Source organism: Methylocaldum szegediense (genome assembly GCF_949769195.1).
Lineage (GTDB): Bacteria > Pseudomonadota > Gammaproteobacteria > Methylococcales > Methylococcaceae > Methylocaldum > Methylocaldum szegediense.
The window spans coordinates 4,630,673-4,657,362 of the sequence record NZ_OX458333.1 but is presented as its reverse complement, the minus strand read 5'-3'; the positions used below and the strand labels follow the sequence as shown (position 1 = coordinate 4,657,362).

Genomic DNA, 26,690 nt, shown 5'->3' with positions numbered 1-26,690 from the left:
TAATAACCGGGAGTGGATTGAAACGAAGTATTGCCTCCGTTAGTGTTATTACTCATGGTGTAACTCCCGGCTTAATAACCGGGAGTGGATTGAAACGGGTCGCCCGGGACGATCCCGGCGTCACGCTCGCGGTAACTCCCGGCTTAATAACCGGGAGTGGATTGAAACTGACCGGGACCGTAGGGGTTCGTGGTCGCCCGGTAGTAACTCCCGGCTTAATAACCGGGAGTGGATTGAAACGTTGAGCAATTCATCGAGCCGCGGGAGGATTGATTAGTAACTCCCGGCTTAATAACCGGGAGTGGATTGAAACGACTCAGCTATCGCGCTGGCCAAGAAGCTGATCAAGTAACTCCCGGCTTAATAACCGGGAGTGGATTGAAACCCCGCCACTCCGCCCCGTAGCCCTTCCCCACGTGTGTAACTCCCGGCTTAATAACCGGGAGTGGATTGAAACGCTACCACGTAGAAGCCTGCGACGAGCGCGGGCAGGGTAACTCCCGGCTTAATAACCGGGAGTGGATTGAAACTGATCATGACTTATCTCCTAGTTGATTGAATCAAGTAACTCCCGGCTTAATAACCGGGAGTGGATTGAAACACGTCTTTCTCAGATACTCCACCTACAAGACAGATAGTAACTCCCGGCTTAATAACCGGGAGTGGATTGAAACGTGCTATTGGCGGTGAGTCCGACGCGCGCATACCCGTAACTCCCGGCTTAATAACCGGGAGTGGATTGAAACTCGAAGGACCAGCTGATGACCAGCGCCGCGATCAGGTGTAACTCCCGGCTTAATAACCGGGAGTGGATTGAAACGGCTATCCTCGGAGGTCTGAGCCTGTCTTGGGCGCGTAACTCCCGGCTTAATAACCGGGAGTGGATTGAAACCAGGTAAGAAACCCAAGTAAGTTAAGCGCGCCTGTGCGTAACTCCCGGCTTAATAACCGGGAGTGGATTGAAACTTGATCGTGTCCTCCTCAGCATAGCGGAGGCCGGTGGTAACTCCCGGCTTAATAACCGGGAGTGGATTGAAACGACGCTGAACCGACCGCTGGCCGAAACCTTCAACAGTAACTCCCGGCTTAATAACCGGGAGTGGATTGAAACCGTTGTCAATCAGCGCATAGGTCCCCGTCCGCACAAAGTAACTCCCGGCTTAATAACCGGGAGTGGATTGAAACTGCTATTCGGATTAGAAAAGACAAACCTAATGTCTGTAACTCCCGGCTTAATAACCGGGAGTGGATTGAAACAGTGAACTGATCGCGCATGGGCATGATCCCGACCGTAACTCCCGGCTTAATAACCGGGAGTGGATTGAAACGGTCGCGATGATTTCGGGCGACTGCGTGAGCAGATGTAACTCCCGGCTTAATAACCGGGAGTGGATTGAAACCGGTACGGTGGTTTCGCCCTCGACGTCGCTGAGGAGTAACTCCCGGCTTAATAACCGGGAGTGGATTGAAACGGCGATGATCCGGATCTGCTCCGCCCGGTCCTGGGCGTAACTCCCGGCTTAATAACCGGGAGTGGATTGAAACCCAGTCGTCCGGCCACGCGCGGTCTACGACTTGCAGGTAACTCCCGGCTTAATAACCGGGAGTGGATTGAAACGTCGACGCCGGGACGGTGCAGTTCGCCCCCAGCAGGTAACTCCCGGCTTAATAACCGGGAGTGGATTGAAACCCGCACCGCCGGGTGACCGTCGGCGGCGAGCCGGGTAACTCCCGGCTTAATAACCGGGAGTGGATTGAAACGACGGTCAGCGTGGCCGAAATCACCCGCGGCAGAACGGTAACTCCCGGCTTAATAACCGGGAGTGGATTGAAACAAGCGAGGAAACCCGCATGACCCTAGCCGAACTCAGTAACTCCCGGCTTAATAACCGGGAGTGGATTGAAACGTCCACGCCCTGCTTGGCGAGCTCCATCTCCTCGAGTAACTCCCGGCTTAATAACCGGGAGTGGATTGAAACCGGGCGCCTTCCGCCGTGCGCTCGAATTCGGAGCGTAACTCCCGGCTTAATAACCGGGAGTGGATTGAAACGGCGTTGGTGAGAATGTCGCCCGCGACGATGGTGCGTAACTCCCGGCTTAATAACCGGGAGTGGATTGAAACATCCCGGCGGTGACCCTGGACGCGTAAGCGTCGCGTAACTCCCGGCTTAATAACCGGGAGTGGATTGAAACCGCTCAGGCGGCGCTGGAAGGTGCGCGGGGCGAGGTAACTCCCGGCTTAATAACCGGGAGTGGATTGAAACGTAACCGCAGAAGGAACGGCGGAGTTATTCCCCTGGTAACTCCCGGCTTAATAACCGGGAGTGGATTGAAACAAGAATGTCCACATCGCCGCGCTTCTCCAGGAGAGAGGTAACTCCCGGCTTAATAACCGGGAGTGGATTGAAACAAACGAGGCGCAGCGGCTGACCGATCTCAAGGTGTGTAACTCCCGGCTTAATAACCGGGAGTGGATTGAAACCCGATCTGTACGCGGCGATGGACGTCGTTTCGCGCGGTAACTCCCGGCTTAATAACCGGGAGTGGATTGAAACACGTTCCTCCCGTAATGCCATCAACTCGGCCTTTATGTAACTCCCGGCTTAATAACCGGGAGTGGATTGAAACGGAGACATAACATGAACCAAAAACCCTTATACCTTGCGTAACTCCCGGCTTAATAACCGGGAGTGGATTGAAACTTGTGTGCCGCGACTGGCGGCCGGGAGAAGACGCGGGTAACTCCCGGCTTAATAACCGGGAGTGGATTGAAACATGACGCTGCTTGGTAAAACGCTTCCCCGTGACGTCGTAACTCCCGGCTTAATAACCGGGAGTGGATTGAAACAGCTTGTGCAAGGGACAATTGCTCGGGGGTGGGGGTGTAACTCCCGGCTTAATAACCGGGAGTGGATTGAAACGGCGAACGTCAGTAGCCAGGCATCGGCCCTGTTCGTAACTCCCGGCTTAATAACCGGGAGTGGATTGAAACACGAGCATCAACGTCAACGCCAACAGTCCCACCTGGGTAACTCCCGGCTTAATAACCGGGAGTGGATTGAAACCAATTTTGTCGATTATTTGCAACGCGATTAAAGGGTAACTCCCGGCTTAATAACCGGGAGTGGATTGAAACTCGGGGCTGGACAGACAACACTTGGCGGGCTTGCGTAACTCCCGGCTTAATAACCGGGAGTGGATTGAAACATGTACAGGAGTCGGCTCCGGAGGCCAACGCTCTATCCAACTGAGCTACGGGCGCATGCCGCGCAATCAATAACTTACCGCGCATGTCCAAATTAGGCCAACGCCCTGTGTCACACTTCTGTCACAGAGGCGATTATGGCGACTATCCGAAAACGGGGGTCAAGTTGGCAGGTTCAGGTTAGAAAAAAGGGGCAGATGCTCTCCAAAACCTTCGAGAGAAAGACAGACGCTCAGACGTGGGCGGCCGAAATCGAGGGACAAATCGGCAAAGGTACCTTTGTAAATCCTACATTCGCCGAGCGCACGACACTCAATGAGCTTTTGGACCGATTCGAAGCGGAGATACTACCTTCGCTTCGCGGGCAGAAGGCCGAAAAAACCCGGATCAAACATCTACGGCGTGAACTTGGCAAGCATACCTTGGTGGAACTCACACCTTGCCGTTTAGCGGAATTCCGACAAGAACGCTTGAAAGCTCTTAGTCCGCAATCGGTCAAGCACGAATTGGGTTTGTTGAATCGCGTCTTAAAGTTGGCCCACGGCGAATGGGGAATCCATTTGCCGGGAGGCGTTCCGACAGTAAAGGCTCCGCGACTGCCGCGAGGGCGGGAACGGCGCTTAGAAGCCGGTGAGTTGGAGCGGTTGCTTGAAGCGTTGGCAGTGTCGCCGACGGCACAGACAATGGTTCAGTTTGCACTTGAAACAGCGATGCGGCGGGGTGAGCTGTGTGCAATGCGCTGGGAGGATGTTGATATGCGCCGAGGGGTGCTTCACATTCCTCAGACGAAGACCATGGTACCGCGAACAATTCCGCTGACGAGCAAGGCTGTCGCGATTTTAAAGAGATTACCGCGAAATCTCACCGGGAAAGTCTGGAACATGACGCCTGACGGTCTTACCCATGCGTTTGTTAAGGCGTGCCGTCGAGCGGGTATTGAGGACTTGCACCTTCACGACCTTAGACACGAAGCGACAAGCCGACTGATTGAGAAAGGATTGAGTACCATGGAGGTATCCGCGATTACCGGGCACCAGAGTCTGGACATGCTGAAACGCTACGCGCACTTAAGACCGGAGGACATCCGGGAGAAGTTGGGGTAAGTACGATGTCGGCGGATTAATGAGGGGATTAGCGGTGATTTGCGGTCTCTTGACTAAGTTCAAACCGTGCGTTAAAAATGACGACGCCTGTCGCATGTTTGTGACAGTTCTTCCCCCACCAGAAGGAACCGTTAATGAATAGGGACGATTCGATCATATTCCGCAAAAGGCCGTTAGCGCAACACCTTGGAGTATCGATTTCGACGCTCGACCGGCTGCGTGCTACCGATCCTACCTTCCCCCAAGAATTTCGCTTAGGAAAGCGTGCAATCGGCTTTCTTCGAGCCGATGTTGAGCGGTGGCTGGCGTCTAAACGGACTAGCTAGCCACAAAGAAAAAAACCCCGCATGGACGCGGGGCGGGATATCTACGTAACCTGTTGATATCTTAACAAATTCCCGCCTTCTGTCCATTGCGGCCCGTAACATTCAACCATTGGGACTCGCAATGAATTCAATTACTTACACGCAATTCACCAAATCCAACGGCCTGTTGACCAAGACTATCGAGCTGGCCAACGGCAACATCATCAAGGACGCCAGTCAATGTTCCATGGTGCTCGGCGAAGCCAGAACGATAGAGACTGATTTCGAAGGTTTTTATCGCTTCCTTTTAGCCGCCAATGATCCTGATTCGCCGAACAATGTCGCGATCGGACAGGGAGTTTGTGACTTCGAGCGGGTGCAAATCGCTTCGCGGAAACTTTTGCCGAAGTATCCGTACGCCATTTCCCGCACAAAACAACACTTTCGGTTTCCCGACGGCGAGGCTGTCTGGCTCATCGACTATGACCCACCAAAGAACGGCGTGCCGTTAGGTCGTGAAGATGTTTTGGCCGCCTTTGAGGCGGTGATTCCGGGATTCGCGCAAGCCGAAAAGATCATCGCATCGTCGACTTCATCGGGAATTTATCGAAGTGCCCCAGGCAAGGCTGATTTCGAGGTTATCGATGGGGCGGGTGACCGATGTGTGAGGCTAGTGCAAAGACCTGCTATCGATGCCGGCGGCATGCACATCTACATTCGCGTGAAGTCTGGCGCTGACATCCCGAGGGCGACCAAAGCGTTGTTCAAACGGCTCTGGCTGGCTGGGCACGGTCGGATTGAAGTCTCGAAGTCTGGCGCGATGATCGAACGAAGCATTATCGATGTCGCGGTGAGTAGTCCTGAACGGCTGGACTTTTGCGCGAGGCCGGTGCTTGGCGACGGGTTGCGACAGTATCGGCGTGATCCTGAACATTGTCCGGGTGTCGCTTTGGACACCACACGGATTGCCGACCTGACCGAAGCTGAGGAAGCGCTGTACCGAGAGCTTGTCGAGGCTGCGAAGGAAAAGGCGCGTCCGGAAGCCGAAGCACTTGGGCGAGTGTTTCGAGAACGGCAAAAACGAGACCTAATCGCTCGAGGCGTCCCAGAACGGCAGGCAGAACAAGACGTTGAACGTGCATACAGTGAAAACCGCGTTCTAACCGGATCGATTCCGCTGATGTTCCGGGAACATGGGCGGGCGAGTGTCGCCGATGTCTTGCGAGATCCGCAGAAATTCGATGGCGCTGAGCTGCTTGACCCATGGGATCCGGACCATGAAAACCGTTGGCGGGCGAAGTTGTACGTCAACGCCAATGGCCGAGCGATCATTGTGCACAGCTTCGACAGGGGAGGGGTTAACTATCGCGTTGAGCGGACCGATGTCATAGTTCGGGAAGGAGAACCACATCGGGCGGTTCAAGCCTGCGAAGACGCACTTCTGTGCGAGTCGGAACCGAAAGTGTTTCAGCGGGGCGGCGAGTTGGTGCGTGTCGTTCATCGCGAGGATAGCACCACGGGGGCGATTCGAAGACCTGTCGGAATTGCCGAGATCCAGCCACTGAACGAGCATTCGCTGCATTTGATGCTGGCGCCGCTGGTGCGATGTCGGAAGCCGAACGCGAAGGGCGAGTTGGTAACGCGAGACTTGCCGGAACGTGTCCTGAAAATGTTGCTGAACGGCGGCGAGAGTCGGCTGCCGAACCTGGCGGGCACAGTGTCTCATCCGACTCTTGCGCCGGATGGAAGGGTGGTGGAAGCGCCAGGCTACGACCCTGAAACCGGCCTGTTTTTGGACCTGCGAGGTTGCAACTTTGAGCCTGTCCCGCAACATCCAAGCCGAGAGGATGCCTTGGGTGCGCTGGGCGTGCTTCGTGAAGCCGTTTCGACGTTCCCGATTGCGACGGATGTCGACGAAATGGTGTGGGTTGCTGCTCTGCTTACGGCGGTGATCCGCCGAAGCCTGCCTACAGCGCCACTGTTTCACATCGACGCGCCGACAGCGGGTAGCGGCAAAACCTTGTTGGCGCGGGCGATCGGACGAATCGTTACCGGCTTGGAGCCTACGACAACGGCCTACACCGACGACGAAAACGAGATGCGGAAACGGTTCACGGCGCTGTTGAGAGAGGGACACCCGGTTATTTTGCTCGACAACGTTTCATCTCAAATGAAATCCGATGTGATTTGTATCCTGCTGACGCAGCAATCTTTTTCTGATCGGGTGCTCGGCGTGAGTCGGAATGTGCATGTGCCGACGAATTGTGTTTTGGTAAGCACGGGCAATAACACCTTGATCACGGGTGACCTGACCCGGCGAGTGCTCGCTTGCCGGATCGATCCACAATGCGAAAGGCCATTTGCGAGATCGTTCGATCGGGATTTCCTGGCGTATTGTGATGAGCGTCGAGAGAGCCTGATTGTGGCGGCACTCACGATCCTGCGGGCGTATGTGTGTGCCGGTAGGCCGAATGTGGGTGCGAATGTTTTGGGTTCGTTCGAGGCGTGGAACCGCGGGGTACGAGATGCCTTGATTTGGCTGGGTTGCGCTGACCCTGTGGACAGCCTCAGCGTCAATGCCGGTGAAGATCCCGAGAGCATCAACCTGGGTGGGCTGTTGGAAGCGTGGCATCGCGTTTACAAAGGCCGGCCCGTCACTGCGGCGAAGGCTGCGCGTGTGGCGGATGTTGTGTGTTCGGAGGAGGATCGGCGTGCGTTAATCGAGGCTATGGAATGTGTTGCAATGGGGCGAAATGGTGCAATTGATTCGCGACGTTTGGGCGAGCACATCCGGAGACGCAAAGGGCAAATCGTGGATGGTAGGCGGTTTATGTCGGCTGGCACTTATCAGGGTGTCGCTTTGTGGAGGGTTGAACTTGCGGGGTAAATGTCTCGTGGGTCTGATTTTTTCAGACCCACCACGTAAGTGTTTGATTTTAAAAGGTCTTGTGGGTCTCGTGGGTCTCGTGGGTCTGTCTCTAACTCGGCTAGCAAAAAATTTTTGAAAAAATAAAATTAGTAGAGAGTTGGAAATTGACCCACCAGACCCACCAGACCCACCAACATCTTACAAATCAATAACTTAGAAACTACTCCACATATCCCAGACCCACCAAACATTCAACATGGACGTAACACAATGAAATCTAACGACGCTTTTTCCCCAAAGCAACGTCTCTTGCTGTACAGACTGGCAGAAGGGATGAGCCAAGCTGAAGCCGCACGTCAAAGCGACTTCCATCCAACAGCCGTCTGTCGATTTTTGCAAAAGCCAGAGGCCAAGGCCGAACTCGAAAGGTTAATGGCGGTTGCCGAGCAACGCTTGATCGAGCGGTTGCCTGCCCTGGTAGACAAGGCGCTGGACGTTCTTGAGGCGGCGTTGACCGCCAGGCTAAACCCCAATCGCCAGCTTCGGGCAGCCCGGATCGTTTTGGAAACGGCTTCCCGTTTGGTGCGGAAGGCGAACAGCGACGGCGGCACCATTATCAATCAGCCGCCCGAACCACCGACCGATTCTCACTGATCTCAACATTCGTCATGGAGGACGACGACAATGACCGATCTGCTCGATTTAGCTTTTACCTTGGAAACACAGGCCCAAACATCTCGATGGATGCCCCGCGGCTTTCGTAGCTGCTGCAAGGCGATCCGACAAGCGATTCAATCCGGGGATTTGGTAAGCGCTCACCACTGGCTAAATTCTGTGTGGTGCCCCGACACTAAACATCTGCTCCGGCCAGTGCGGGAGACTCTACAGGACCGCATGACTGAAAGGGAACACAGAATTTTTTCGGCTCTGGTGCATGAGCCTGGCCTTCCTTCTCGGCCAGGGAAGCTAGCACATCAAATTCTCGAGGCCAAAATTCGAAAGCTGCAATCGCAGTACTGACGGCGCCAGCCTCTCTGTCCTGCCGCCCCACGAGGGGCGGTAAGGGCTGCCTACCCCGCCTTCGCGCCTTTTGTGGGCAGGCTATTTTCGTCACTGTGACAAAATCAGCTTGTCGAACAGCGTCATTGGCGCTGTCTCTCGGTTTTGAACGACCAAAAAATTTCCGATCGAGGCTATATACCGCGCGCGAGCTCGCACAGAAAAAAGTATGGCCGGGGTTAAAAAGTTGGCACGGGTTTTGCGGTGGAACTATATTCGCATGATTTGTGCCAGTCTCGAAGGCGCATGGTTACTGCATTTTAAGTTGGCACGGGGTTTGCTCGTGGAAAAATGTATGAGGAACACCACGGGCGAAGATCGGCGAAACCCTGGCGAGGGCGAGACCCATGAGATGCTCTACAATTACCAATGTGTGACAAAATTGTGACGCGATACCGAGACGCCACGGCTATGCTACATTTCGACGCCTAAGGAAGAATGTCACCAGGGAGGGCTGGTTTTTTGTCACACTTTTGTCACACTGACTGTGACAAACCCTTGCTGCTGGGAGACCGCAGATTCAGCGGTTGTTTTTGTAAACCCTTGTGACACAAGGCGTTTTGGCTGAAATTTGGCGCGCCCGAGACGACTCGAACGTCCGACCTTTGGCTCCGGAGGCCAACGCTCTATCCAACTGAGCTACGGGCGCATGCCGCGCATTCTACAGGATTTAGGATCGGTTTAACAGACTTCGGACGGCGGCGAAGCTGCCTCTGGCGAGCTCCTTTTTCTGTTCGGGATCGAGCGCTCGCCGTTCGGGCCATTCGAGTTCTTCTTCCGGCAGTTCGTTCAAGAAGCGGCTAGGCTCGCACTCCACGATCTCGCCGTGGCGTTTTCGGTGCGTGCAGTAGCTCAGGGTGAGTAGCTTCTGGGCACGCGTGATGCCCACGTAAGCCAGCCGGCGTTCTTCCTCGATCGTGTTTTCTTCGATGCTGGTCTGGTGCGGCAGCAGGTTCTCTTCCATGCCGACCAGGTAGACATACGGAAATTCCAAGCCTTTGGCGGCATGCAGCGTCATCAGGTTGACTCTGTCCCCGGCGTTTTCTTCTTGGTTCCGTTCCAGAACATCGAGTAGCAGAATGCGGGAAACGACTTCCGAAAGGCTCTTTTCCTTTTCGTCTTCCTTGGCGATGCGCTGGAGCCAATCGAGCAACTCGCGAACCTGCCCCATCCTGCGCCGCGCTGCCTCTTCGCTGTTGCTGGTCTCTCTCAGCCAGTTTTCGTAGCCGATAGCGGCGATGAACTCGTCGATCACGGCGAAGGTGTCGCCGCGCTGGGCGCGATCCGCGACGTCGGTGATGAATTCGGCGAAGTGCCTCAAGCGATTGATAGCCGGTTCGCCCAGAAACTGCTGAAGTCCGATCTCGAAACAGGCGGAAAACAGGCTGATGTGACGCTGGTTGGCGTAGGCACCGAGTTTTTCCAGGGTCGTGGGGCCGATCTCCCGGCGCGGAACGTTGACGATGCGCAGGAAGGCCGCATCGTCGTCCGAATTCACCAGCAAGCGTAGGTAGGCCATGATGTCCTTGATCTCGGTATAGCTGAAGAAGGACATTCCGCCGCTGATGAAATAGGGAATGGAGTGCTCCCGCAAGGCACGCTCGAAAGGTCGCGATTGATGGTTGCTACGATACAGGATGGCGTAATCCGAAAAACGCGTGCCGTGACGAAATTTATGATGCAAGAGATCGGAGGCGATTTGGCGCGCTTCCGCGATCTCGTCCTTGTGGGTGAGCACGCGTAGCGGATCGCCGTATCCGAGCGCGCTCCACAGCTTCTTCTCGAACACGTGCGGGTTGTTGGCGATGAGCTTGTTGGCGACCTTCAGAATCCTGCCGGTCGAGCGGTAATTCTGCTCCAGTTTGATGACCTTGAGCCGCGGAAAGTCGCGCTGCAGCTGAGCCAGGTTTTCCGGCTGCGCACCGCGCCAGGCGTAAATCGACTGGTCGTCGTCGCCAACCACGGTAAAACGCCCCAGCTTGCCGGTCAGCAGCTTGACCAATTCGTATTGGGTTAAGTTGGTGTCCTGGTATTCGTCTACCAGTAAATAGCGTATCCGGTTCCGCCATTTGTCGAGGATCTCGGCATGTTCGTGGAACAGCAGAACCGGAAGCAGGATCAGGTCGTCGAAGTCCACGGCGTTGTAGGACTTCATGTGGCGGACATATTCGGCATAAAGCAGGGCGACCGGGTACCCATCGCCCTGCTCTTGCGCGATCGCCCGCTCGGGCGTCACGAACAGATTCTTCCAGCGCCCGATACGCTGGACATAGCTTTCCACCTTGTCGATATCCCAGTGGCCCGAACCATGTTTGATGAGTTCCTTGACCAGGGCCAAACGATCGTGTTCGTCGAAGATGGAAATGTTCTTCTTGAAGCCCAGTGCGCCGTGTTCCTCGCGCACGATTTCGAGGCCCAACGAATGAAAGGTGGATACCGTAAGTCCGCGCAACTCCTTATCGGAAAGGAGTTTGCCGACACGGCTTTTCATCTCGCGCGCCGCCTTATTGGTGAAGGTAACGGCGGCGATGTGGCGCGCCGGCGTGCCCTGTTTGACCAGATAGGCGATCTTCTCGGTGATCACCCGCGTCTTACCGCTGCCCGCCCCGGCAAGCACGAGCAAAGGACAGTCCAAAGTGGTCACGGCAGCGAGCTGCTGCGGATTCAGTTGAGCTGCCATCAGAGGCCCGTCGGAACGCGGTCCAGACGCCGGAACCCGATCGCTTCGCTGAGATGCGAAACGGCGATGTCCTCCTCGCCGGCAAGATCGGCAATGGTGCGCGCGAGCTTCAGGATACGGTGATAGGCACGATGGGACAGTCCGAGTTTTTCCGTGGCCTGCTCGAGCAATCGGTGCCCCTCGTCGCTCAGCCGGCAATATCGCTTGATTTCTTGTGGAGTCATGAAGGCATTCGGTTTACCGGTCCGCTGCCGGGCGATTTCCCGAGCTGCGAGCACGCGGCGACGGATGTCGGCGCTCGTCTGTTCACCGCCGGGTGTCCCATTGCGCAGCACGTCTTGGGAAACCCGCGGCACTTCGACGTGAATGTCGATCCGGTCGAGCAAGGGCCCGGAAATCCGGGAGCGATAACGCTGCACCTGTTCCGCCGTGCAACGACAGCGTCCCGAGGCATCACCCAGATAGCCGCAGGGGCACGGGTTCATGGCGGCGACGAGCTGGAACCGGGCTGGGAAATCGACCTGGCGCGCGACGCGGGAAATCGTGATGGCCCCGGTTTCCAAGGGTTCTCTCAAGACCTCTAACACCTTACGATCGAATTCGGGCAGTTCGTCGAGAAAAAGCACGCCATTGTGCGCCAGGGAAATTTCGCCCGGCTTGGGGTTGCCGCCGCCGCCGACCAAAGCCGGGGCTGAGGCGGTATGGTGCGGTGCGCGAAACGGCGGGATACGCCAGCGCCGCGGATCGAAAGGCAGATCGCTGACCGATGCGATCGCTGCGCTTTCCAGGGCCTCTTCGTCAGTCAAGGGCGGGAGGATGCTCGGAAGCCGGGCTGCCAGCATCGACTTACCGGTCCCGGGCGGTCCCAGCATAATGATGTTATGCCTACCGGCGGCGGCGACTTCCAAAGCCCGCTTGGCGTGAAAATGGCCGTGCACGTCGGCGAAATCGGGCAGATCCTCCGGAACAGCAGCGGATGCCTCGGAAGGTTCGAACGGAATCGACTGTTGCCCGTTCAAATGCGCGCAAACTTCGAGCAGATGGCGCGCCGGGAGGATTTTCGCGCCTTCGGCCAAAACCGCCTCGCCCGCGTTCTCCGCGGGAACGATTAGGGCGCGTCCCGCCTGCTTGGCCTGAATTGCGACCGGCAATACGCCGCTGATGGGGCGGAGATCACCGCTTAAGGAAAGCTCGCCGACGCATTCGATGTCCCGAAGCGCTTCGCTCCTGATCTGCCCCGACGCCGCCAGGATGCCCAGTCCAATGGCCAAATCGAAGCGGCCGCCTTCCTTGGGAATGTCGGCAGGCGCCATGTTCACGGTGATACGCTGGAGCGGAAATTCGAACTGGCAGTTCAGCAGCGCGCCTCGCACCCGATCCTTGCTTTCTTTTACCGCGGTTTCCGGAAGGCCGACGATGGATAGGCTGGGCAGACCGTTGGAAATATGTACCTCGACGGTGACCAGCGGCGCCTCGATGCCTTGCCTGCCCCGAGTGAAAACGACGGCCAGGGACATGAACGCCTCGTCCGTCCCGATTAGCGGCTGGCGATCTGCTTTTCCAGCTCGGCGACCTGAGCTTCCAACCGTTCCAACCGCTCCCGCGTTCGCGCGAGAACGGCGGTCTGCACTTCGAATTCCTCCCGGCTGACCAGATTCATCTTGGCGAAAGAGGCTTGAAGTATCGCCCGGAAGTTCTTTTCCAAATCTTCCTGCAACATGAAGAGGTTGGTCGGTACCGCTTCGGCCAGGCGCCGGGCGAGATCGTTTAGGGTGGCTTTATCAAACATGCAAAAAAGAATAGCCGAGTGATGCGGCGAGCGTCCAGCGCAACGACCGCCCTGCCCCATGCACCGTCGGAGTGCACGCCGATTCTAATGCTCTGTGATGGTGCATTTTTTTCGCCTGCTGTCTTGACAACGTCACTTTCTGCCTTGTGATCCGGGTGATGCGGCGCTTGGCACAGGTACTGCTTCCAGGTCATCGAACGCCTCAAAACCGAGCTGCGCTTCGCCGACTCGTCCCCTAACCGAAGGCGGCGTCCGCACATTCAATAGGAGAACTCTCACATGAAATTTGTGACCGCGATTCTAAAACCATTCAAGTTGGATGATGTCCGCGAGGCTCTGTCCGATGTTGGCATCTCCGGCATCACCGTTACCGAGGTGAAAGGATTCGGCCGTCAAAAAGGACACACCGAGTTGTACCGCGGCGCCGAATACGTCGTCGACTTCCTGCCCAAGGTCAAGCTCGAAGTCGCGGTAACGGACGAGCAACTGGACGCCGTGCTCGATGCCATCGCCAAGACGGCTAATACCGGAAAAATCGGTGACGGCAAGATTTTCGTGCTCGACCTCGAGCAAGTCATTCGCATTCGTACCGGCGAAACCGGAGCGGAAGCCCTATAACATCCACGGAGAAAAAACAACATGAAACGAATCCTGATCGCCCTGTTCCTATTCATGTCGCTGTGCTTCGCGGGGCTTGCGTCGGCAGAGGAAGCCGCAACCCCCGACAAAGGTGACGTCGCATGGATAACGGTCGCGACCATCCTGGTCATCTTGATGACGATTCCCGGATTGGCGTTGTTCTATAGTGGCATGGTGCGCGCCAAGAACACCTTGTCCGTACTCATGCAAGTGTTTGTGATTTTTTCGCTGATGGCGTTGCTATGGGCGATATACGGCTACAGCATCGCATTCACCGAAGGAAACGCCTTCTTCGGCGGATTCAGTAAGGCGTTCCTGAAAGGGGTCACGCCGGAATCGCTCGCCGGAACGTTCACCAAAGGCGTTTACATTCCGGAATATGCCTATATCGCATTCCAGGCCACGTTCGCGGGTATCACCCCCGCCCTGATCGTCGGCTCCTTCGCCGAGCGCGTGAAGTTCTCCGCGGTGCTGTTGTTCATGGTGCTGTGGTTTACCTTCGCTTACCTGCCTATGGCTCATATGGTCTGGTATTGGGCTGGCCCTGACGCGTATACGGATGCCGCGGCAGCCGAAGCCGCCGATGCAACGGCTGGTTTTCTCTTCCAGAAAGGCGCGCTAGATTTTGCTGGCGGCACCGTGGTGCACATCAACGCCGGTATCGCCGGGCTGATCGGCTGCCTTATGATCGGCAAACGCGTCGGCTACAAGAAGGAATTCATTGCACCTCATAGCGTCACGATGACCATGATTGGTGCATCCCTGCTCTGGGTGGGCTGGTTCGGTTTCAATGCCGGTTCCAACTTGGAAGCCAACGGCGTTACCGCCTTGGTGGTCGTCAACACCTTGCTCGCGACCGCAGCGGCAACCCTCGGCTGGATGGCGACCGAGTGGGTGTTCAAAGGCAAACCCAGCATGTTAGGAGCCGCTTCAGGGGCGATCGCCGGGCTCGTGGCCATCACCCCGGCCTGCGGGTTCGTCGGCCCCATGGGCAGCATCGTTCTCGGCCTGCTGGCCGGAGCAGTCTGCTTCTGGGCAGTCACCAGCCTGAAAAACATCCTGGGCTACGACGACTCGCTCGACGTGTTCGGCGTACACGGCATCGGTGGCATCATCGGTGCCCTGGGTACTGGCATATTTGCTTCTCCCGCGCTGGGTGGAGCCGGGGTGTACGATTACGTCGCCGATGCGCTCGCCGAATACGATATGACAGCTCAACTCATCAGCCAGGCCTGGGGGGTAGGAACCGTCATCATCTGGTCCGGGGTGGTTTCCTTCATAGCCTACAAGATCGTCGACCTGCTGATCGGGCTACGGGTTGCCGAAGAGGTCGAACGCCAGGGGCTCGATACGACCGAACATGGCGAAACCGCCTACCATCTTTGATTGACCGCCTTCCTTGTCTGTCTGTAAAAGGGCGTCTTCGGACGCCCTATTTTTTCAGCCTGTATAGCCGTTCCAGGCGACAAACTCCGGCTCGCGGACCTGGCGCACTCAAAGTGGCCTCACCCGATTGGCTCCTTTCCCACTATTCGTCTTCCAGTTCGCGATCCGGGTCCCAGCCCAAAGCTTTCGCCCGAGCGATAGCCTCGTCCTGGGTGCGCAGATATCGCCGACGAAGCTCCTCGGGAAAGTTCTGCACCGAACAACCATAGTGGTCCCAGATTTCCTGAACTTTTTCCCATAGCTCCTCGATGCGCGCCAGGTACCAGCCGGCACAGGTTTCGGATTCCGGAATCAAACCGAACGCCCAGGCATCCCGAATGATGCGGCCTATGTCCGTCATACCGCCGTAACGGTCGTTATGGATTCCGACATAAGGTTCGATCTTTTTCATCAGAGCACACGGATACTAACCGCTGAACCATTCTATAAAGATCAAGCGGCCAATCGGCAATCTTCTGCCGACGATCCGCTGAAAATCGGGGTGGTTCGAAAAAGGCGAGGTGCTTAGTACGAGGTTTGGGTGCCCCATCGTTTATAGCTGCCTAAGCGAGTTTCGAAGTGTCCATCAGTCGAAAGGTGTAAAGGACATCGGCACTCGCAGGATTACCTTGACGTCCTGTGCGTCTTCGGTAGCCCCGAGACTCACCGAGAGATTCAGGCTGGTGTCTCGCGTGAGTTTGAAGGAATACCCCAAGAGAAACTCGCCGATATCCAAGCTGGATCCGGGAACGTTTCGTCCGTCCACTTCGGTATCGAATACATGCTTGTGCGAATACCCGATACTGAAGGACGAGCGCTCGTTGATGCTGAATCCCAACCCGAAACTCGCCCCTATCGAATCACCCGGGTCGACCGTTCCGACATTCTCGTCAGTCTCAGCGTTAAAACCGTAATTCAGGTTTGCGTAAAACACGGCCGGATCGGTCGGATAGAGAGCTGTAATACTCGGTTGCACGCTAAAGTAACCGGAGCCGGTCGGAAGTTCGGTCGGGAAGCGCGCGCCCGGCACGCCTTGTGCCAACACATATTTGACGTCGTAGGGACTTTTTCCGGTCGGAAGGGTAGTCGCGAGATTGGCCACGAAAATCGGCCAACCGCCAGCGCCGCTGTTTAACTGATAGCGCGCCGTAAACTCGATGTCGCCCAAACCGGAACCATCGGCATTGAAAGTCTCGTCGACTCCGGCGCCGATCGAGACCGCTCTCGAGCGTTGGGTGTCCTCTCTATAAAGGAAAGGAACACGGGCGCTGATTTCGAGGCGATCGGTGACGCCGTAGCGTCCGGTGATCGCGCTGATGAACGTATGCCGGTGGATTTGCCTAAGGTCAATCAATCCGATCGCGATGGCTGGGACGAACGTGAACGCGTCCAGAAAGACCCGATTGTTGCTCGCGTAATCGTATTCTAGGGACGGCTCAAGAGTCAGATGGCGTTTCGGCGTCAACACGCCACCCACGGTCTCGGAAATCCTGGGCAATTCTGGCGGCTTCGGCTTCTCCACCGGTTCCGGAGCCTGTCCGACCGGCCCCTTGGGCGCAGAACGCTGTTGATTGTCGGCGACCTTGACGGAATCTGCTGTCCGCACCTTAGCCGGCTTTTCCTTCGGTGCATTCTGATCCACAGCAGTCTTTTCAACGGGCGTACCACCGGCTAGACGGTCGAGCTGTTTTTGTAGCGCCTGAAGTTTACGCTGCTGCTCCTCAAATGCCTTCCGCTGAAGGTCCAAGGTCCGTTGCTGCTCGGCCAAGGCGCGACGCAACCGCTCGATCTCGCTGGCGTCGGCCTTTTGGTTCACGACCGATTTCCCCGAAGATACAAGAACGGCTCTCGCTTTGCCCGCGCTCTTGCCGCCCGGCGCTCGGCCGGCGCGCTCCGCTAGCGGAAACTTGGGGAAATCGACTCGGAGCGTGGGCGAGTTGCCATAAGAGACCGGCTCCCAAGACTGGGTGAATGTTGAGGGTTGTTTTAGGTCGACAATCAACGAACCGTTGTCGCCTTGCGATTCGCTCTTCACCTGAGAAAACAACGGATGGTCCCGGGGCGGTTGGGGAAGCGTTCCGCTGATTCGACTGCCGGGAAATTTAATGACCAAGCGGTTTGGTCCATCCAAGACCGAGGCTTGCACGGAGATATGGTCCGAAGCCGAAATCTCGAGCCTAAAGGCGTCCGCCGACTCTCCGTATTTTAGATCGGTAATCTCGGCCGCGAAGCAAACCGATCCTAGAAATACACCCAAAATAGGGCAAATGACTCGCAAGCACAACGACGTACCCTCCCTGGGTCCATGTCTTATTCTTGTGACGTAACAAACCGTACTTTATTTTTATCAGTTTTGCAAGCGAATTCAGAAAGGGTATTTAAAAACTATTGATGCCTTACGATGCTTGTTTTTTTCCAATTAAAAACAAGCAATGGGAAGTTTTAGGCATAGCATAAATAAAAATCCCCCAAGGGCTAAAATTTTAAATTTATCCTTGAGGCACAAAATAAAGATTATCGGGTAAAACAACCCGAAATATAATTTCAATTAACTCGCGATACTTTATCGATTCAGAATTATTTAATTCTTCCAAACCAACCTAGCTTATTGGCATTGCCATACCGTTCCGGAGCTTTGATTTCTATACTCCCCTTACCATTTTTTACGGTTTTCGAACGATAGCTGTCGCGTCTCGTGTGATTATTTACCGAGAAGGAGTTATGCTCTGTTCGAAGCCCGGAGCCTTCTCCAGGAGATATTCGGTTCGTCCAAGTGAGGTTTCTCTCCATGCCGATTCGTCTTCATAAGAACGCCCGTACCACCCCGGCCGTTCGGCAGGCCATTCAAGCGTCCACGTTGAGCGAGCGCGCCTTGGCCCAAAAGCATGGCATTAGCCGAACGACCGTCCGCAAGTGGAAACACCGCTCCTCGGTCGAAGATGCCTCACACCGGCCCCACACCCTCAGAACCACGCTCACGCCCGCCCAGGAAGCCATCGTGGTCTACCTCCGCCAAGCTCTGCTCCTCCCCTTGGATGATCTCCTGGCCGTGACCCGGGAATTTCTCAATCCCGCCGTGTCCCGTTCCGGGCTAGACCGCTGCCTGCGCCGCCACGGGGTGGCGTCCCTCAAGACCCTGCTTCCGCCTACAGAGAAGGCGAAGGTCAAACCCTTCAAGGCCTATGAGCCCGGCTTCCTTCACCTGGATGTTAAGTACTTGCCCGCCATCGACGGCGAACCCCGCCGATACCTGTTCGTCGCCATCGACCGCGCCACCCGCTGGGTCTATGTCGCCCTCAAGCCCAACCGCTCCGCCTTAAGCGCAAAGGACTTCCTCAAAGCGGTGATTCAGGCCGCGCCTTTCCGCATCCAGAAATGCCTGACCGACAACGGCTCGGAGTTTACCGACCGTTTCCTGACCCGAACTCGGCAGCCCTCGGGGACGCATGAGTTTGACCGCCTCTGTACTGAACAAGGCATCGAACATCGCCTGATTCCGCCGGGCCGGCCCCAAACGAATGGCCTGGTGGAACGCTTCAATGGCCGCATCGAGGAGGTGTTGCAAACCCATCACTTCGATTCAACCGCCGATCTGGACACCACCCTGCACCGCTATGTCGAGCTGTACAATCATCACATTCCCCAAAAGGCCTTACGCCATCTCACCCCGATCCAGGCTCTCAAAAACTGGCAACTGTCCCATCCTCATCTTTTTCGAAAGAAGGTTTACGATCTTGCGGGACTTGACAGATAGCCCGCGTACAACCCGCCACCCTTTGGGCGGCCCATCGTCCGGACTCGGGACAGGCATATGTGCGATTGGAGGATCTCGCTTGCCTGCCCCATCCAGTACCTTTCGAAAATCGCTCAGTAACGCCCCAGACACCGGAGACGACTTATCCGGCGGCATGCTCGGCTCCCGGAACCGTGATGGAATGCTTTTCCATCAAACGATATAGGGTCACTCGGGAAACGCCGAGGCGGCGTGCCGCGCTGGTGATGCTCTTGGACTCCGCCAGTGCGGACATCACCGCTTGTTCGACCGCCTGAGCCTTTACCTCCCTCAGCGTTCTCCCGCTGAATCTCACCGGGCGCGATAGTCCGAGATCGCCTTCCGTAATCAGGCGTCCGGTCGAAAGAACGGCGGCGCGATTCACACAGCCCATCAATTCGCGCACGTTACCCGGCCACGAATATTCGAGAATGGCCGAAATCGCTTTCTTTGAAAGGCGCTTCGCGTTCCGTCGCTTCCCCTGGTTAAAGCGATCGACGAAATACTCCGCGATCTCGGCCGCGTCGGTGTCGCGCTCTCTTAGCGGCGGAACGTCGATATGCAAGACATTGAGCCGGTAGAACAAGTCTTCGCGAATAACGCCTGCTGCCACCGCCTCGGTGAGATTGGGACCGGCGGAAGCGATGATTCTTACGTCTACCGTGCGCGGTTTTTTTGAGCCCAGCGGCGTCAGCTCTTTCTCCTGCAAAAATCTCAGCAGCGATACCTGTCCGAGTGGGGAGAGATTTTCGATTTCGTCCAGGTATACCGTACCGCCCTCCGCGGCTTCAAAATGCCCTATCCTCTCTTCGACGGCGCCGGTAAATGCCCCTTTGTTGTGTCCAAAAAACTCGCTCTGCACCAGAGTTTCGGGAATCGCTCCACAGCTCACAGGGATGAACGGTTTTTCCGCCCTGGACGACAAACCATGGATCGCGCGTGCAATCAGCTCCTTCCCCGTTCCGGTTTCGCCCGTGATGATGACTGGCTCGTCGCTTCGGCTGATTTTCTGAATACTGTCATAGACCTGAGACATCGCCTTGCTCGAGCCGATCAACCCGAACCGCTGGTTGACCGACAGACGAAATTCGCCGCGACTGGCCTCGTTGAGTTTGGCCGCGCCGTAAGCGTGCCCGAGCGAATACGTCAGTCTACGGATATCAACGGGAGTGGTATGGAAGTCGAAAAAGAAAGTACTCAAGAAAGCCGCATGTTCTATGGAGGTCAGGCTTCCAGGATCGACGATCGCGATCCATTCCGTGAAGCCGCTTTCACTGATGACCTCCGAAAGCTGGCTTTGCATTTCCTCGCTGAAGTTTGCATCCAGCAACGCAATGCCGACATAGAAATGGTTCGATCGGAGGCATCGTATGGCTTCCTGAGTATCCATCGAGATGTGGGCTCTCCAGCCCTTTTCCGCAAGTCCCTTCGCCAGTCCGAGCGCATCGGCCCACCCTGGCTGGAGCAGAATCAGATCCCTGACATCTCCTCTGGCCTGACTGGCCGGAAAAATCCTTTCTATCCTAGAAATCCCAGCTGTTAGTTCCATCTGCGTTCCCTTCCCTTTGAGAGTACAAGACAGGACTATAGTCCCAGTTATCGAAAAACTTCTACGCGCTAAAGTCTCCTCGCAAGCAAATCATGTTTTTCAAATATCCTTAGGGAGCAAATCCGAAGCCCGGCTCCCCGAATCCGGTCATATTCTTTATATTCGAAATCGTTATATCAATGGATCTCATCATGGTTATGAGTTGGTTATCCAGAGTATTCTGAATAACTGTCATATTATTCATGGCGGCATCCGACATCACGTAATTATTGGGCCCGTTGCTGACGACCGCTCCGCGCAGCTGGTCTATGGAAAAATCGTTGGGCAAAACGAACCGGTCGGAAAACCGCTCTTGTCCATTGACGAACACCGACGTGGCGAAGGATAAATCAACGACCATTCCGTTGTCCAACGTAAATCCGCCGCGCAATTCATCCAACTCGGTATCGGCAGCTGCTGCCCAGCCGGAAAACGAGTCTATGCTTCCTTGGCCAGCCGCGGCGCAGAGGCTTGCTGCGTGAGAGGTCAAGAGAAGAACGATGACCGTCAAAACCATCGGATTGCTTCTGAACCTCTTCGATCCTTGAACATTCTTGGCCAACATCATGAATATTACTCCTTGTTTTTAAAAGTCATATCGTCCTGGTTGCAACAAATTGAAGGAGGCTAGACTACCGTTATCGACCGCTACGCCCAGCGGAGCTTTCGGACTCAAACTCCATTCTTCAGCGTTATTGAAGTACTTTCCGGCAATATTCTTTTTATTTCGGATAATGAAAAGAATTCGGTTTTCCCATAATTCGGTGAATGTCTGACGATCCATCCTCTTCAAACCCAAAGCCGGATCTCCGACCAGCACCTCATTGTCATTCGCACCTTTTACGATGACGAAATGCATGTATCCCTTGTTATTGATGATCGTAATTGCCGGCACCTTCGCTTGAATCAGCTCCTTCAGGCCGATCTTATAGCCGTCAGCCTTGTACCCTCGGCGCTCGAGGTATCGCTTCATGTCCAACAACGAAAATCCTTGCTGTTTTATTTTCTGCTGATCACCGTGCTCCCACATATCGGCGAAAACGTCCAATTCGCCGACCATATCCTCGTAATGAAACGACAGTAAGCTCGCCAGCGCGGCCGAACCGCAACTGAAATCGTACTGCTGCTTGAGGATCGTCTTGAACCGTCTTTCGGCGAAACTCGTTACCTTGATGTCAAAAAATCCGGGCCCCACCACGCCGTCGGAAAACTGCACGGCGCCAGCATGACTGCACGGCGCCGCGCCTGCAAGACACACAGCGAACAAAGAAGTCAGCCGAAAAAGACCGCTGCGTCCGTTCATGGATTGATGGTGACGTTGACGTCCGTGAGATTCTGGATGATGACATTGTTTCCGGTGTTCTGAATCACCGATATGATTCCACTGGCATCGGTGAACGAGCTGCCGTCGATGCTGTTGTATGTCGTGATGTCGCTGGTATATGACGTGTTGCCGTGCATCGTCGCCTTGAAAGCGCCGCGGGCGAACGCCAAATCATCCACGCCTTCACGGGCACGCTCCTCGGCCAAGCTGGCACTTTCGACCGCCGCATACCCGCCTGCGCCAAATTCCACTTCGTCGTCGAAACCGACTGCATGGCCAACCGACCAAAAACAACTGACGAGAAAATATAGGCTTCCGACCAATCCTTTTTTCATCCTTTCCACCTCAATTTCCCTGTTGAGCTTTACCTCGGACTGGACCGGTGGGTGCCGAAACACCCACCGGTACTCCAATTGCCTATTCCATCAACTCGTCAATTTCAAGGAGCAACCGTGGGAGCGTTCGCAACCACCACAGTACCCAAGACATTGACGTTTTGGTTCACCGAGGAAATGCCGGCCAGGTTCTGCTGCAGTTGAATGATACCGGCGCTTCCGTTAGCTGAGCCGATGACGTTGTTGGACAGCGTCAGATTCGCGTCGCCAAACTCTTCGGTGTTGGTATTGACAGGGGCAATAGTTACCACATTACCTGCGAGCTCGTTCTCTAGCTCGGACTCGAAGCTGCTGTAATTGACGTTGCCCTCGCGAACGGCCACGCTTCCGTCACTATTTTCGTTTTCCACCGCCTGATCGATTTCGCTGCCGTTCTGAGCATTCAGAGCATCGCCGCCAAAGGCGGAAGCAGAGCTGTACTCGATCTCGCCGCCGTTAATGGCGCTGAAGGCATCCCCACCCCGGGCCGAAGCACTGCTATTCTCGCTGCTGTCGGCAAAGGCGTAGCCACCGTTGTTCGCGGCAGCGGAACCCTCTTCCTCAGCCTCGGCTTCGCCGGCATAGGCCGTGCCCCAGGTGGTCGCGGCAGCGGAGTTTTCCTCCTCAGCCTCCGCCTCGCCGGCATATGCCTGGCTCCTGTTGGCTGCAGCTGCGGCGGCTTCCTCTTCAGCCTCGGCCTCGCCGGCATTGGCTATGCCCCCGTTATTCGCAGCGGCAGAGCTATCGGCCTCCGCCTCTGCTTCGCTGCTCGCGTCCACCCCTACATTGAAGCTGTCGTCATCGGGGTCGATTACGACCTCAGCCCATGCCCCCGTCGAGAAACCTAACGCCAGGCTGATACCAGCCGCCAACAAGGTTTTTTCAAAGTTCATCATCGCATGTCTCCTTATGGTCAAGATTGGTTGCCGGGTTGAACTCCAGCTCTAACCCGGAGCGTTCTCCCAAACGCCGCCATATATCCAACAATTTTTGTACCAAACCATCATGTCATTGTTTTTTCGAATTTTTTCGAAATTGCACGGCGTTCGTTTCTGTAAATGCGATGCAACGGGAGGCTTTTGGCGGCACCGCCAGAAACCCCGATTTTCCGAGATAGCGTGAGCGGCCAGCCCTGGTTCAAGACTTAAGTGACCTACCGTATCTTGTTGATCCCTAATGTGTTTAGCGCAGAAGCGATGGCGACATCACCCTGCCTTCAAAATGTAAAATTTTCTGACACCAGCCTGTCTGCCACCATTTTTCTTCGCAATGGAGAGTCCCCGCTTGAGAAGCACTCCGATCTATCGCACTATTCGCCGTTACGGCCGCGCGTCGATTTGTCTTTTAAAACTACGCTGACGACAGGAGAACCTGAGATATGAAGAGCTATCGTAAGGAACTTTGGTTCGAGACCCCGAGCCGGATCGCCTTTATCAACATCACGCCGCAGGTACAGGCGTGTCTCCGGGAAAGCGGGGTACGGGAGGGGCTTGTTTTGGTCAATGCCATGCACATCACCGCCTCGGTCTTCATCAATGACGATGAATCCGGGCTGCACCGGGATTTCGAGAGCTGGCTCGAAAATCTCGCGCCCCACGAACCGATCAGCCGATACCTCCACAACCGTACCGGCGAAGACAACGGCGACGCTCATTTGAAAAGGCAGGTCATGGGCCGCGAAGTCGTCGTGGCGATCACGGATGGAAAACTCGACTTCGGCCCCTGGGAACAAATTTTTTACGGCGAGTTCGACGGCCGCCGCAGAAAGCGGGTTTTGGTGAAAATCATCGGCGAGTGACGCACCCCGTAAGAGCGGGAGCGAGACTTATGAATCGTGCGAACTGAGCACGGCCTGTGTCCACCGAGACCGGAGAGATGGGCAGGCCTGTCGGCCTTTGCCCATCCTGAGAGTAGTCACCAATCCTCATCATCCTTATAAGGCTTTGACTTCACCGAATCGGGGATTTTGGGCTTTTTCGCGGTCCGCAGCAAAATCATGAGATTACCGAGAATAATGCCGACCACCAGCACTATCCCAATCCAGAACATGCCCATAACAATATCTTCACAAACGCATGAATCAGACACTAGGATAAGCCGGAAACTCGAGTGCCCCGACTACCCTTACCGCTTCGACGCCAAAACCGGGACAATTGCTCAACGGTCGGCGCTCGATAAAATCGGAGCGGCAAAGCCGCAACGTCGATAATAACAACCCATGACGACAACCACCTGGCACATCGGTCAATTGCTGAACGCCATTCAGAGCACTTTCGTCGGCCTGCTGCGGGTGTTGTCGATCCCCATCGTCCTCGCGCTGAGCGTTGCCGAGGGTTACAACACTTGGCACGGCCTTAGCTATTTCATTCCCCAATGGATCGCGCTGATCATGACGATCGCCGTGCAATCGATGATCGTGATTTGCACCCTTGAATTGGCCAGCATGCACTGGCGCGCCAATCTCGTGCGCTATCTCAGCGTGGTGCTGTCCCTGCTCGTAGCCTTGACGGTATCGATATCGTTCGCCTATTTCAGGTTCTACGAATTTTCTCAGCGCGATGTCATTCAGCTCGAACGACAGACCAACATGGTCCGTGACGCGAACCGCTACATCGAGAGCGTGGTCGCACTCAAAAGCCAGCTTACGGCCGCACAGCAAAAACGTGTCGAGCACGCCGCGGAGGATGCCAATCGGGCTTATCTCGGCACCCATCCCGGGATGCAAGGCCAGATCGGTAAGGGCAAGGTCTGGAACTATTACAACGAGATTCTGCAAGACGAACAAAACAAACTGCAAAAGCTGGAGAATGCCGCTTCGGGCCTCGAGAAACGCTTGTCCGAGGTTCGGGAGGCCCTCCGGGAATTCTCGCTTCGTGTAAACAATTCCGAAGTTTACGAACGGTTGGTCCGGAGCGTTCAGAATCTGCAGGGCGAAGCGGAAATCCTAGCATCGGCCTATGGTGCCCCACCTGTCGAAGCGCCCCGGTTCGGCTCCTACGCCGAATTTTCCCTCGGCCTTACGCCGTCCTTCGCGATGTGGAAGAACATATCCTGGTTTACCCTGGCATTGGCGGGCATGGTGGATTTCTTCATCCTGTTCCTGTCCTATCGTCTGGAAACCACCGCCCCTGGCCCGCTCACCGAGGAGGAGAAGGATCTGGCCTACTACGGCATACGGCAGTTCAGCGAATTTACCATCAATGCGAATGACGAATTGGAGTTCAGCATCGAGAAAACCGAACTGGAACGCGCGCGCCGCTATTCCGACTGGTCGCGGATGTTTTCAGTAGCCTTTCTATTGAACCGCGGTTATCTTCGGAAGGTCGGCGATAAATCGGTGGAATTCGCGCCGAATCTCTACCCGATCATCGCCGAGCGCCTCAAGTCCGATTACGCTACCGAATCTCCAAAGACGCCGGCCAACGAGAGTGAGCTCACCGAGTTGCTAGCGAGGAAAGGTTATGTTTGAGAACAGTCCCCCCGACCCCGACTCGTATTGGGAAGCGGGTTTCGAAGGCGAGCGCCGCGTCGTCGTGTCGGTTCTCGGCCCTTATCGCCGCGTGTTTCCCCGTCCCAAACGCTTCGTCCGGCGTTTCTACCACCGCGTATATGAACTGAAGATCGAGGATTGGCAAATCACCTTAGAACCGTTAAAACTCGGTGCTCTTTGCACCATCGAGGCGGAACTGGCGATCCGGTTTCAACCGACCGTGAAGTATGCCTGTGAAAACTTTGAGCACATCGAAAACCTCGGCGCCTATATCAAAGCTAACTATCGGACGCTGGTGCAGGACGCGGCTGAAACGGAGCTGAGACGGCTGGAGCGGAACCAACTCGACGATGATCCTGCTCGCATGGAGCGCCGTATCGAGAACGCCGTCAACGAACTACTAGTGACGCACAACATTCAATGCCGTGCGCGATGCACGATACGAACTGAGTTCGCCGATCTCGAAAATATCGAAAAGCATGCGGACACCATCGACTCCAAACACAACGGCATCTATCTCGAACTGATCCGACGCCGCCGTCAACTGAGCGAAAGCCTGGCGAGAGAGCAATACGACCGCGAAACCACCGAACGCAAGCTTCGGCTGGAACACGAGGAGCGGATGCTCGAGTTGATGCGACGCGAAGCCGAATTGCGCGAGGCACTGCGGAATCAAGAGGCCGAGCACGATCGCGCCGAGATCACTGCGGAAGAAACCCGGACGGCCGAGCGTTACGACGCCGAGCTGCGCCTTCGCGAGGCGCGGATTCGCCATGAAAGCCAGTTGAAACAGATGGAGCTCGAAGCCGAGCTCAGCGAGAAAACGCGCCGAGCCAAAGCTTTCGACGACATAGAAAACCACCTCAAGCGGGAAATCGAACTCCTCGTCTTGGAACGTCAGCGTTTGCTCCTGGAGGATGAAATACGCGACGTCAAAGTCGCCAAGGCCAAAGGCTGGATCATCAACGCTAAGCGCCGGTTCCCTCTGGGTGAAAACCCGAAATCGCTGAATCCGCAGGACCCCGGCGTCGTGAAAAACCCCGGCAACGAATAGACCTGTCCGGTGCA

General features: G+C 55.8%; 21 protein-coding genes, 1 tRNA gene, 1 pseudogene and 1 CRISPR repeat array (1 of these 24 cut by a window edge). Of the genes and pseudogenes, 10 read left to right on the top strand and 13 right to left on the bottom strand.

All coding sequences use genetic code 11. The annotated features are described in order from the left end of the window. Nucleotides 1–3,207: direct repeats of the CRISPR family, unit length 37 nt; unit sequence GTAACTCCCGGCTTAATAACCGGGAGTGGATTGAAAC; it reaches 10,985 nt to the left of the window's first position. Nucleotides 3,208–3,402: 195 nt separating this feature from the next. The 4 genes from QEN43_RS20490 (at nucleotide 3,403) to QEN43_RS20480 (ending at nucleotide 8,136) form a co-directional block, all read left to right on the top strand. Then, nucleotides 3,403–4,308 (top strand): tyrosine-type recombinase/integrase, encoded by a 906-nt coding sequence (locus tag QEN43_RS20490; protein ID WP_202901096.1) that lies wholly within the window; start codon nucleotides 3,403–3,405, stop codon nucleotides 4,306–4,308. 134 nt (nucleotides 4,309–4,442) lie between these two features. Beyond that, nucleotides 4,443–4,634, top strand: coding sequence for a helix-turn-helix transcriptional regulator (locus tag QEN43_RS21885; RefSeq protein WP_084161843.1), 192 nt, complete (start codon nucleotides 4,443–4,445; stop codon nucleotides 4,632–4,634). A gap of 121 nt (nucleotides 4,635–4,755) precedes the next feature. After that, the gene (locus QEN43_RS20485; protein ID WP_026610083.1) at nucleotides 4,756–7,500 is read left to right on the top strand and encodes a hypothetical protein; all 2,745 of its coding nucleotides are present in this window, start codon (nucleotides 4,756–4,758) and stop codon (nucleotides 7,498–7,500) included. Nucleotides 7,501–7,752: 252 nt separating this feature from the next. After that, nucleotides 7,753–8,136, top strand: a complete 384-nt coding sequence (locus QEN43_RS20480) for a hypothetical protein (protein WP_036268155.1) — start codon at nucleotides 7,753–7,755, stop codon at nucleotides 8,134–8,136. A gap of 977 nt (nucleotides 8,137–9,113) precedes the next feature. On the opposite strand, the gene QEN43_RS20475 is transcribed toward QEN43_RS20480, so the two are convergent. From QEN43_RS20475 to QEN43_RS20460, 4 genes are all read right to left on the bottom strand, one after another. Beyond that, a tRNA-Arg gene (locus QEN43_RS20475) sits at nucleotides 9,114–9,190 on the bottom strand. 21 nt (nucleotides 9,191–9,211) lie between these two features. Continuing rightward, nucleotides 9,212–11,221: a DNA helicase Rep gene (gene rep / locus QEN43_RS20470; RefSeq protein ID WP_026610081.1), complete on the bottom strand. Its 2,010-nt coding sequence runs from the start codon at nucleotides 11,219–11,221 to the stop codon at nucleotides 9,212–9,214. Then, complete coding sequence (locus QEN43_RS20465; RefSeq protein ID WP_026610080.1) at nucleotides 11,221–12,738, bottom strand: YifB family Mg chelatase-like AAA ATPase; 1,518 nt, start codon at nucleotides 12,736–12,738, stop codon at nucleotides 11,221–11,223. Before QEN43_RS20465 ends, rep begins: the two co-directional genes overlap by 1 nt. Nucleotides 12,739–12,758: 20 nt before the next feature. Then, nucleotides 12,759–13,010 carry an accessory factor UbiK family protein gene (locus QEN43_RS20460; protein WP_026610079.1) on the bottom strand — a complete coding sequence of 84 codons (252 nt, stop codon included), beginning with the start codon at nucleotides 13,008–13,010 and terminating at the stop codon, nucleotides 12,759–12,761. A 279-nt stretch (nucleotides 13,011–13,289) separates the two neighbouring features. Here QEN43_RS20460 and glnK point away from each other — a divergent pair, with 279 nt between their 5' ends. Beyond that, entirely contained in the window at nucleotides 13,290–13,628 is a 339-nt protein-coding gene (glnK, locus tag QEN43_RS20455) for a P-II family nitrogen regulator (protein WP_026610078.1), read from the top strand. A gap of 21 nt (nucleotides 13,629–13,649) precedes the next feature. Then, nucleotides 13,650–15,035: an ammonium transporter gene (gene amt, locus QEN43_RS20450; protein WP_396662040.1), complete on the top strand. Its 1,386-nt coding sequence runs from the start codon at nucleotides 13,650–13,652 to the stop codon at nucleotides 15,033–15,035. Between the two features lie 142 nt (nucleotides 15,036–15,177). Here the strand turns inward: amt and QEN43_RS20445 are convergent, their stop codons facing one another. The 3 genes and pseudogenes from QEN43_RS20445 to QEN43_RS21880 form a co-directional block, all read right to left on the bottom strand. Continuing rightward, complete coding sequence (locus QEN43_RS20445; RefSeq protein ID WP_084161838.1) at nucleotides 15,178–15,486, bottom strand: hypothetical protein; 309 nt, start codon at nucleotides 15,484–15,486, stop codon at nucleotides 15,178–15,180. 174 nt (nucleotides 15,487–15,660) lie between these two features. Continuing rightward, nucleotides 15,661–16,890 carry a transporter gene (locus QEN43_RS20440; protein ID WP_036268677.1) on the bottom strand — a complete coding sequence of 410 codons (1,230 nt, stop codon included), beginning with the start codon at nucleotides 16,888–16,890 and terminating at the stop codon, nucleotides 15,661–15,663. A gap of 144 nt (nucleotides 16,891–17,034) precedes the next feature. After that, nucleotides 17,035–17,331, bottom strand: a pseudogene (locus tag QEN43_RS21880) (AMIN domain-containing protein); the annotation flags it as partial. Nucleotides 17,332–17,862: 531 nt separating this feature from the next. On the opposite strand from QEN43_RS21880, the gene QEN43_RS20435 reads away from it, so the two are divergent. Next, the gene (locus tag QEN43_RS20435) at nucleotides 17,863–18,828 is read left to right on the top strand and encodes an IS481 family transposase (RefSeq protein ID WP_317963553.1); all 966 of its coding nucleotides are present in this window, start codon (nucleotides 17,863–17,865) and stop codon (nucleotides 18,826–18,828) included. A 142-nt stretch (nucleotides 18,829–18,970) separates the two neighbouring features. Here QEN43_RS20435 and QEN43_RS20430 read toward each other — a convergent pair whose 3' ends face one another. The 5 genes from QEN43_RS20430 to QEN43_RS20410 form a co-directional block, all read right to left on the bottom strand. After that, complete coding sequence (locus tag QEN43_RS20430) at nucleotides 18,971–20,395, bottom strand: sigma-54-dependent transcriptional regulator (RefSeq protein ID WP_051331584.1); 1,425 nt, start codon at nucleotides 20,393–20,395, stop codon at nucleotides 18,971–18,973. A 109-nt stretch (nucleotides 20,396–20,504) separates the two neighbouring features. Next, complete coding sequence (locus tag QEN43_RS20425) at nucleotides 20,505–21,002, bottom strand: hypothetical protein (RefSeq protein WP_026610074.1); 498 nt, start codon at nucleotides 21,000–21,002, stop codon at nucleotides 20,505–20,507. An 18-nt stretch (nucleotides 21,003–21,020) separates the two neighbouring features. Beyond that, nucleotides 21,021–21,737 (bottom strand): C39 family peptidase, encoded by a 717-nt coding sequence (locus QEN43_RS20420; RefSeq protein ID WP_084161836.1) that lies wholly within the window; start codon nucleotides 21,735–21,737, stop codon nucleotides 21,021–21,023. Beyond that, nucleotides 21,734–22,093 carry a hypothetical protein gene (locus QEN43_RS20415; protein WP_317963552.1) on the bottom strand — a complete coding sequence of 120 codons (360 nt, stop codon included), beginning with the start codon at nucleotides 22,091–22,093 and terminating at the stop codon, nucleotides 21,734–21,736. The genes QEN43_RS20420 and QEN43_RS20415 overlap by 4 nt, the downstream gene beginning before the upstream one ends. Nucleotides 22,094–22,197: 104 nt before the next feature. Continuing rightward, nucleotides 22,198–23,028: a hypothetical protein gene (locus tag QEN43_RS20410; protein WP_026610071.1), complete on the bottom strand. Its 831-nt coding sequence runs from the start codon at nucleotides 23,026–23,028 to the stop codon at nucleotides 22,198–22,200. 482 nt (nucleotides 23,029–23,510) lie between these two features. Here QEN43_RS20410 and QEN43_RS20405 point away from each other — a divergent pair, with 482 nt between their 5' ends. After that, nucleotides 23,511–23,930 (top strand): secondary thiamine-phosphate synthase enzyme YjbQ, encoded by a 420-nt coding sequence (locus QEN43_RS20405; RefSeq protein WP_026610070.1) that lies wholly within the window; start codon nucleotides 23,511–23,513, stop codon nucleotides 23,928–23,930. Between the two features lie 116 nt (nucleotides 23,931–24,046). Here the strand turns inward: QEN43_RS20405 and QEN43_RS20400 are convergent, their stop codons facing one another. Further along, nucleotides 24,047–24,187, bottom strand: a complete 141-nt coding sequence (locus QEN43_RS20400) for a DUF2897 family protein (RefSeq protein WP_235726566.1) — start codon at nucleotides 24,185–24,187, stop codon at nucleotides 24,047–24,049. Nucleotides 24,188–24,350: 163 nt separating this feature from the next. Between QEN43_RS20400 and QEN43_RS20395 the strand changes: the two genes are divergently transcribed. Both QEN43_RS20395 and QEN43_RS20390 read left to right on the top strand, forming a co-directional pair. Beyond that, nucleotides 24,351–25,601 carry a hypothetical protein gene (locus QEN43_RS20395; protein WP_051331582.1) on the top strand — a complete coding sequence of 417 codons (1,251 nt, stop codon included), beginning with the start codon at nucleotides 24,351–24,353 and terminating at the stop codon, nucleotides 25,599–25,601. Next, nucleotides 25,594–26,676 (top strand): hypothetical protein, encoded by a 1,083-nt coding sequence (locus tag QEN43_RS20390; RefSeq protein ID WP_026610069.1) that lies wholly within the window; start codon nucleotides 25,594–25,596, stop codon nucleotides 26,674–26,676. Before QEN43_RS20395 ends, QEN43_RS20390 begins: the two co-directional genes overlap by 8 nt. Nucleotides 26,677–26,690: the final 14 nt, after the last annotated feature.

Bases quoted from the DNA above. Each gene is read 5' to 3' on its own strand.
- QEN43_RS20460 (WP_026610079.1), bottom strand. From the start codon at position 13,010: ATGTTTGATAAAGCCACCCTAAACGATCTCGCCCGGCGCCTGGCCGAA.
- amt (WP_396662040.1), top strand. From the start codon at position 13,650: ATGAAACGAATCCTGATCGCCCTGTTCCTATTCATGTCGCTGTGCTTC.
- QEN43_RS20485 (WP_026610083.1), top strand. From the start codon at position 4,756: ATGAATTCAATTACTTACACGCAATTCACCAAATCCAACGGCCTGTTG.
- QEN43_RS20405 (WP_026610070.1), top strand. From the start codon at position 23,511: ATGAAGAGCTATCGTAAGGAACTTTGGTTCGAGACCCCGAGCCGGATC.
- glnK (WP_026610078.1), top strand. From the start codon at position 13,290: ATGAAATTTGTGACCGCGATTCTAAAACCATTCAAGTTGGATGATGTC.
- QEN43_RS20490 (WP_202901096.1), top strand. From the start codon at position 3,403: ATGCTCTCCAAAACCTTCGAGAGAAAGACAGACGCTCAGACGTGGGCG.
- QEN43_RS20420 (WP_084161836.1), bottom strand. From the start codon at position 21,737: ATGAACGGACGCAGCGGTCTTTTTCGGCTGACTTCTTTGTTCGCTGTG.
- QEN43_RS20480 (WP_036268155.1), top strand. From the start codon at position 7,753: ATGAAATCTAACGACGCTTTTTCCCCAAAGCAACGTCTCTTGCTGTAC.
- QEN43_RS20415 (WP_317963552.1), bottom strand. From the start codon at position 22,093: ATGAAAAAAGGATTGGTCGGAAGCCTATATTTTCTCGTCAGTTGTTTT.
- rep (WP_026610081.1), bottom strand. From the start codon at position 11,221: ATGGCAGCTCAACTGAATCCGCAGCAGCTCGCTGCCGTGACCACTTTG.
- QEN43_RS20435 (WP_317963553.1), top strand. From the start codon at position 17,863: ATGCCGATTCGTCTTCATAAGAACGCCCGTACCACCCCGGCCGTTCGG.
- QEN43_RS20465 (WP_026610080.1), bottom strand. From the start codon at position 12,738: ATGTCCCTGGCCGTCGTTTTCACTCGGGGCAGGCAAGGCATCGAGGCG.
- QEN43_RS20400 (WP_235726566.1), bottom strand. From the start codon at position 24,187: ATGGGCATGTTCTGGATTGGGATAGTGCTGGTGGTCGGCATTATTCTC.
- QEN43_RS20445 (WP_084161838.1), bottom strand. From the start codon at position 15,486: ATGAAAAAGATCGAACCTTATGTCGGAATCCATAACGACCGTTACGGC.
- QEN43_RS20425 (WP_026610074.1), bottom strand. From the start codon at position 21,002: ATGATGTTGGCCAAGAATGTTCAAGGATCGAAGAGGTTCAGAAGCAAT.
- QEN43_RS20410 (WP_026610071.1), bottom strand. From the start codon at position 23,028: ATGATGAACTTTGAAAAAACCTTGTTGGCGGCTGGTATCAGCCTGGCG.
- QEN43_RS20390 (WP_026610069.1), top strand. From the start codon at position 25,594: ATGTTTGAGAACAGTCCCCCCGACCCCGACTCGTATTGGGAAGCGGGT.
- QEN43_RS21885 (WP_084161843.1), top strand. From the start codon at position 4,443: ATGAATAGGGACGATTCGATCATATTCCGCAAAAGGCCGTTAGCGCAA.
- QEN43_RS20430 (WP_051331584.1), bottom strand. From the start codon at position 20,395: ATGGAACTAACAGCTGGGATTTCTAGGATAGAAAGGATTTTTCCGGCC.
- QEN43_RS20395 (WP_051331582.1), top strand. From the start codon at position 24,351: ATGACGACAACCACCTGGCACATCGGTCAATTGCTGAACGCCATTCAG.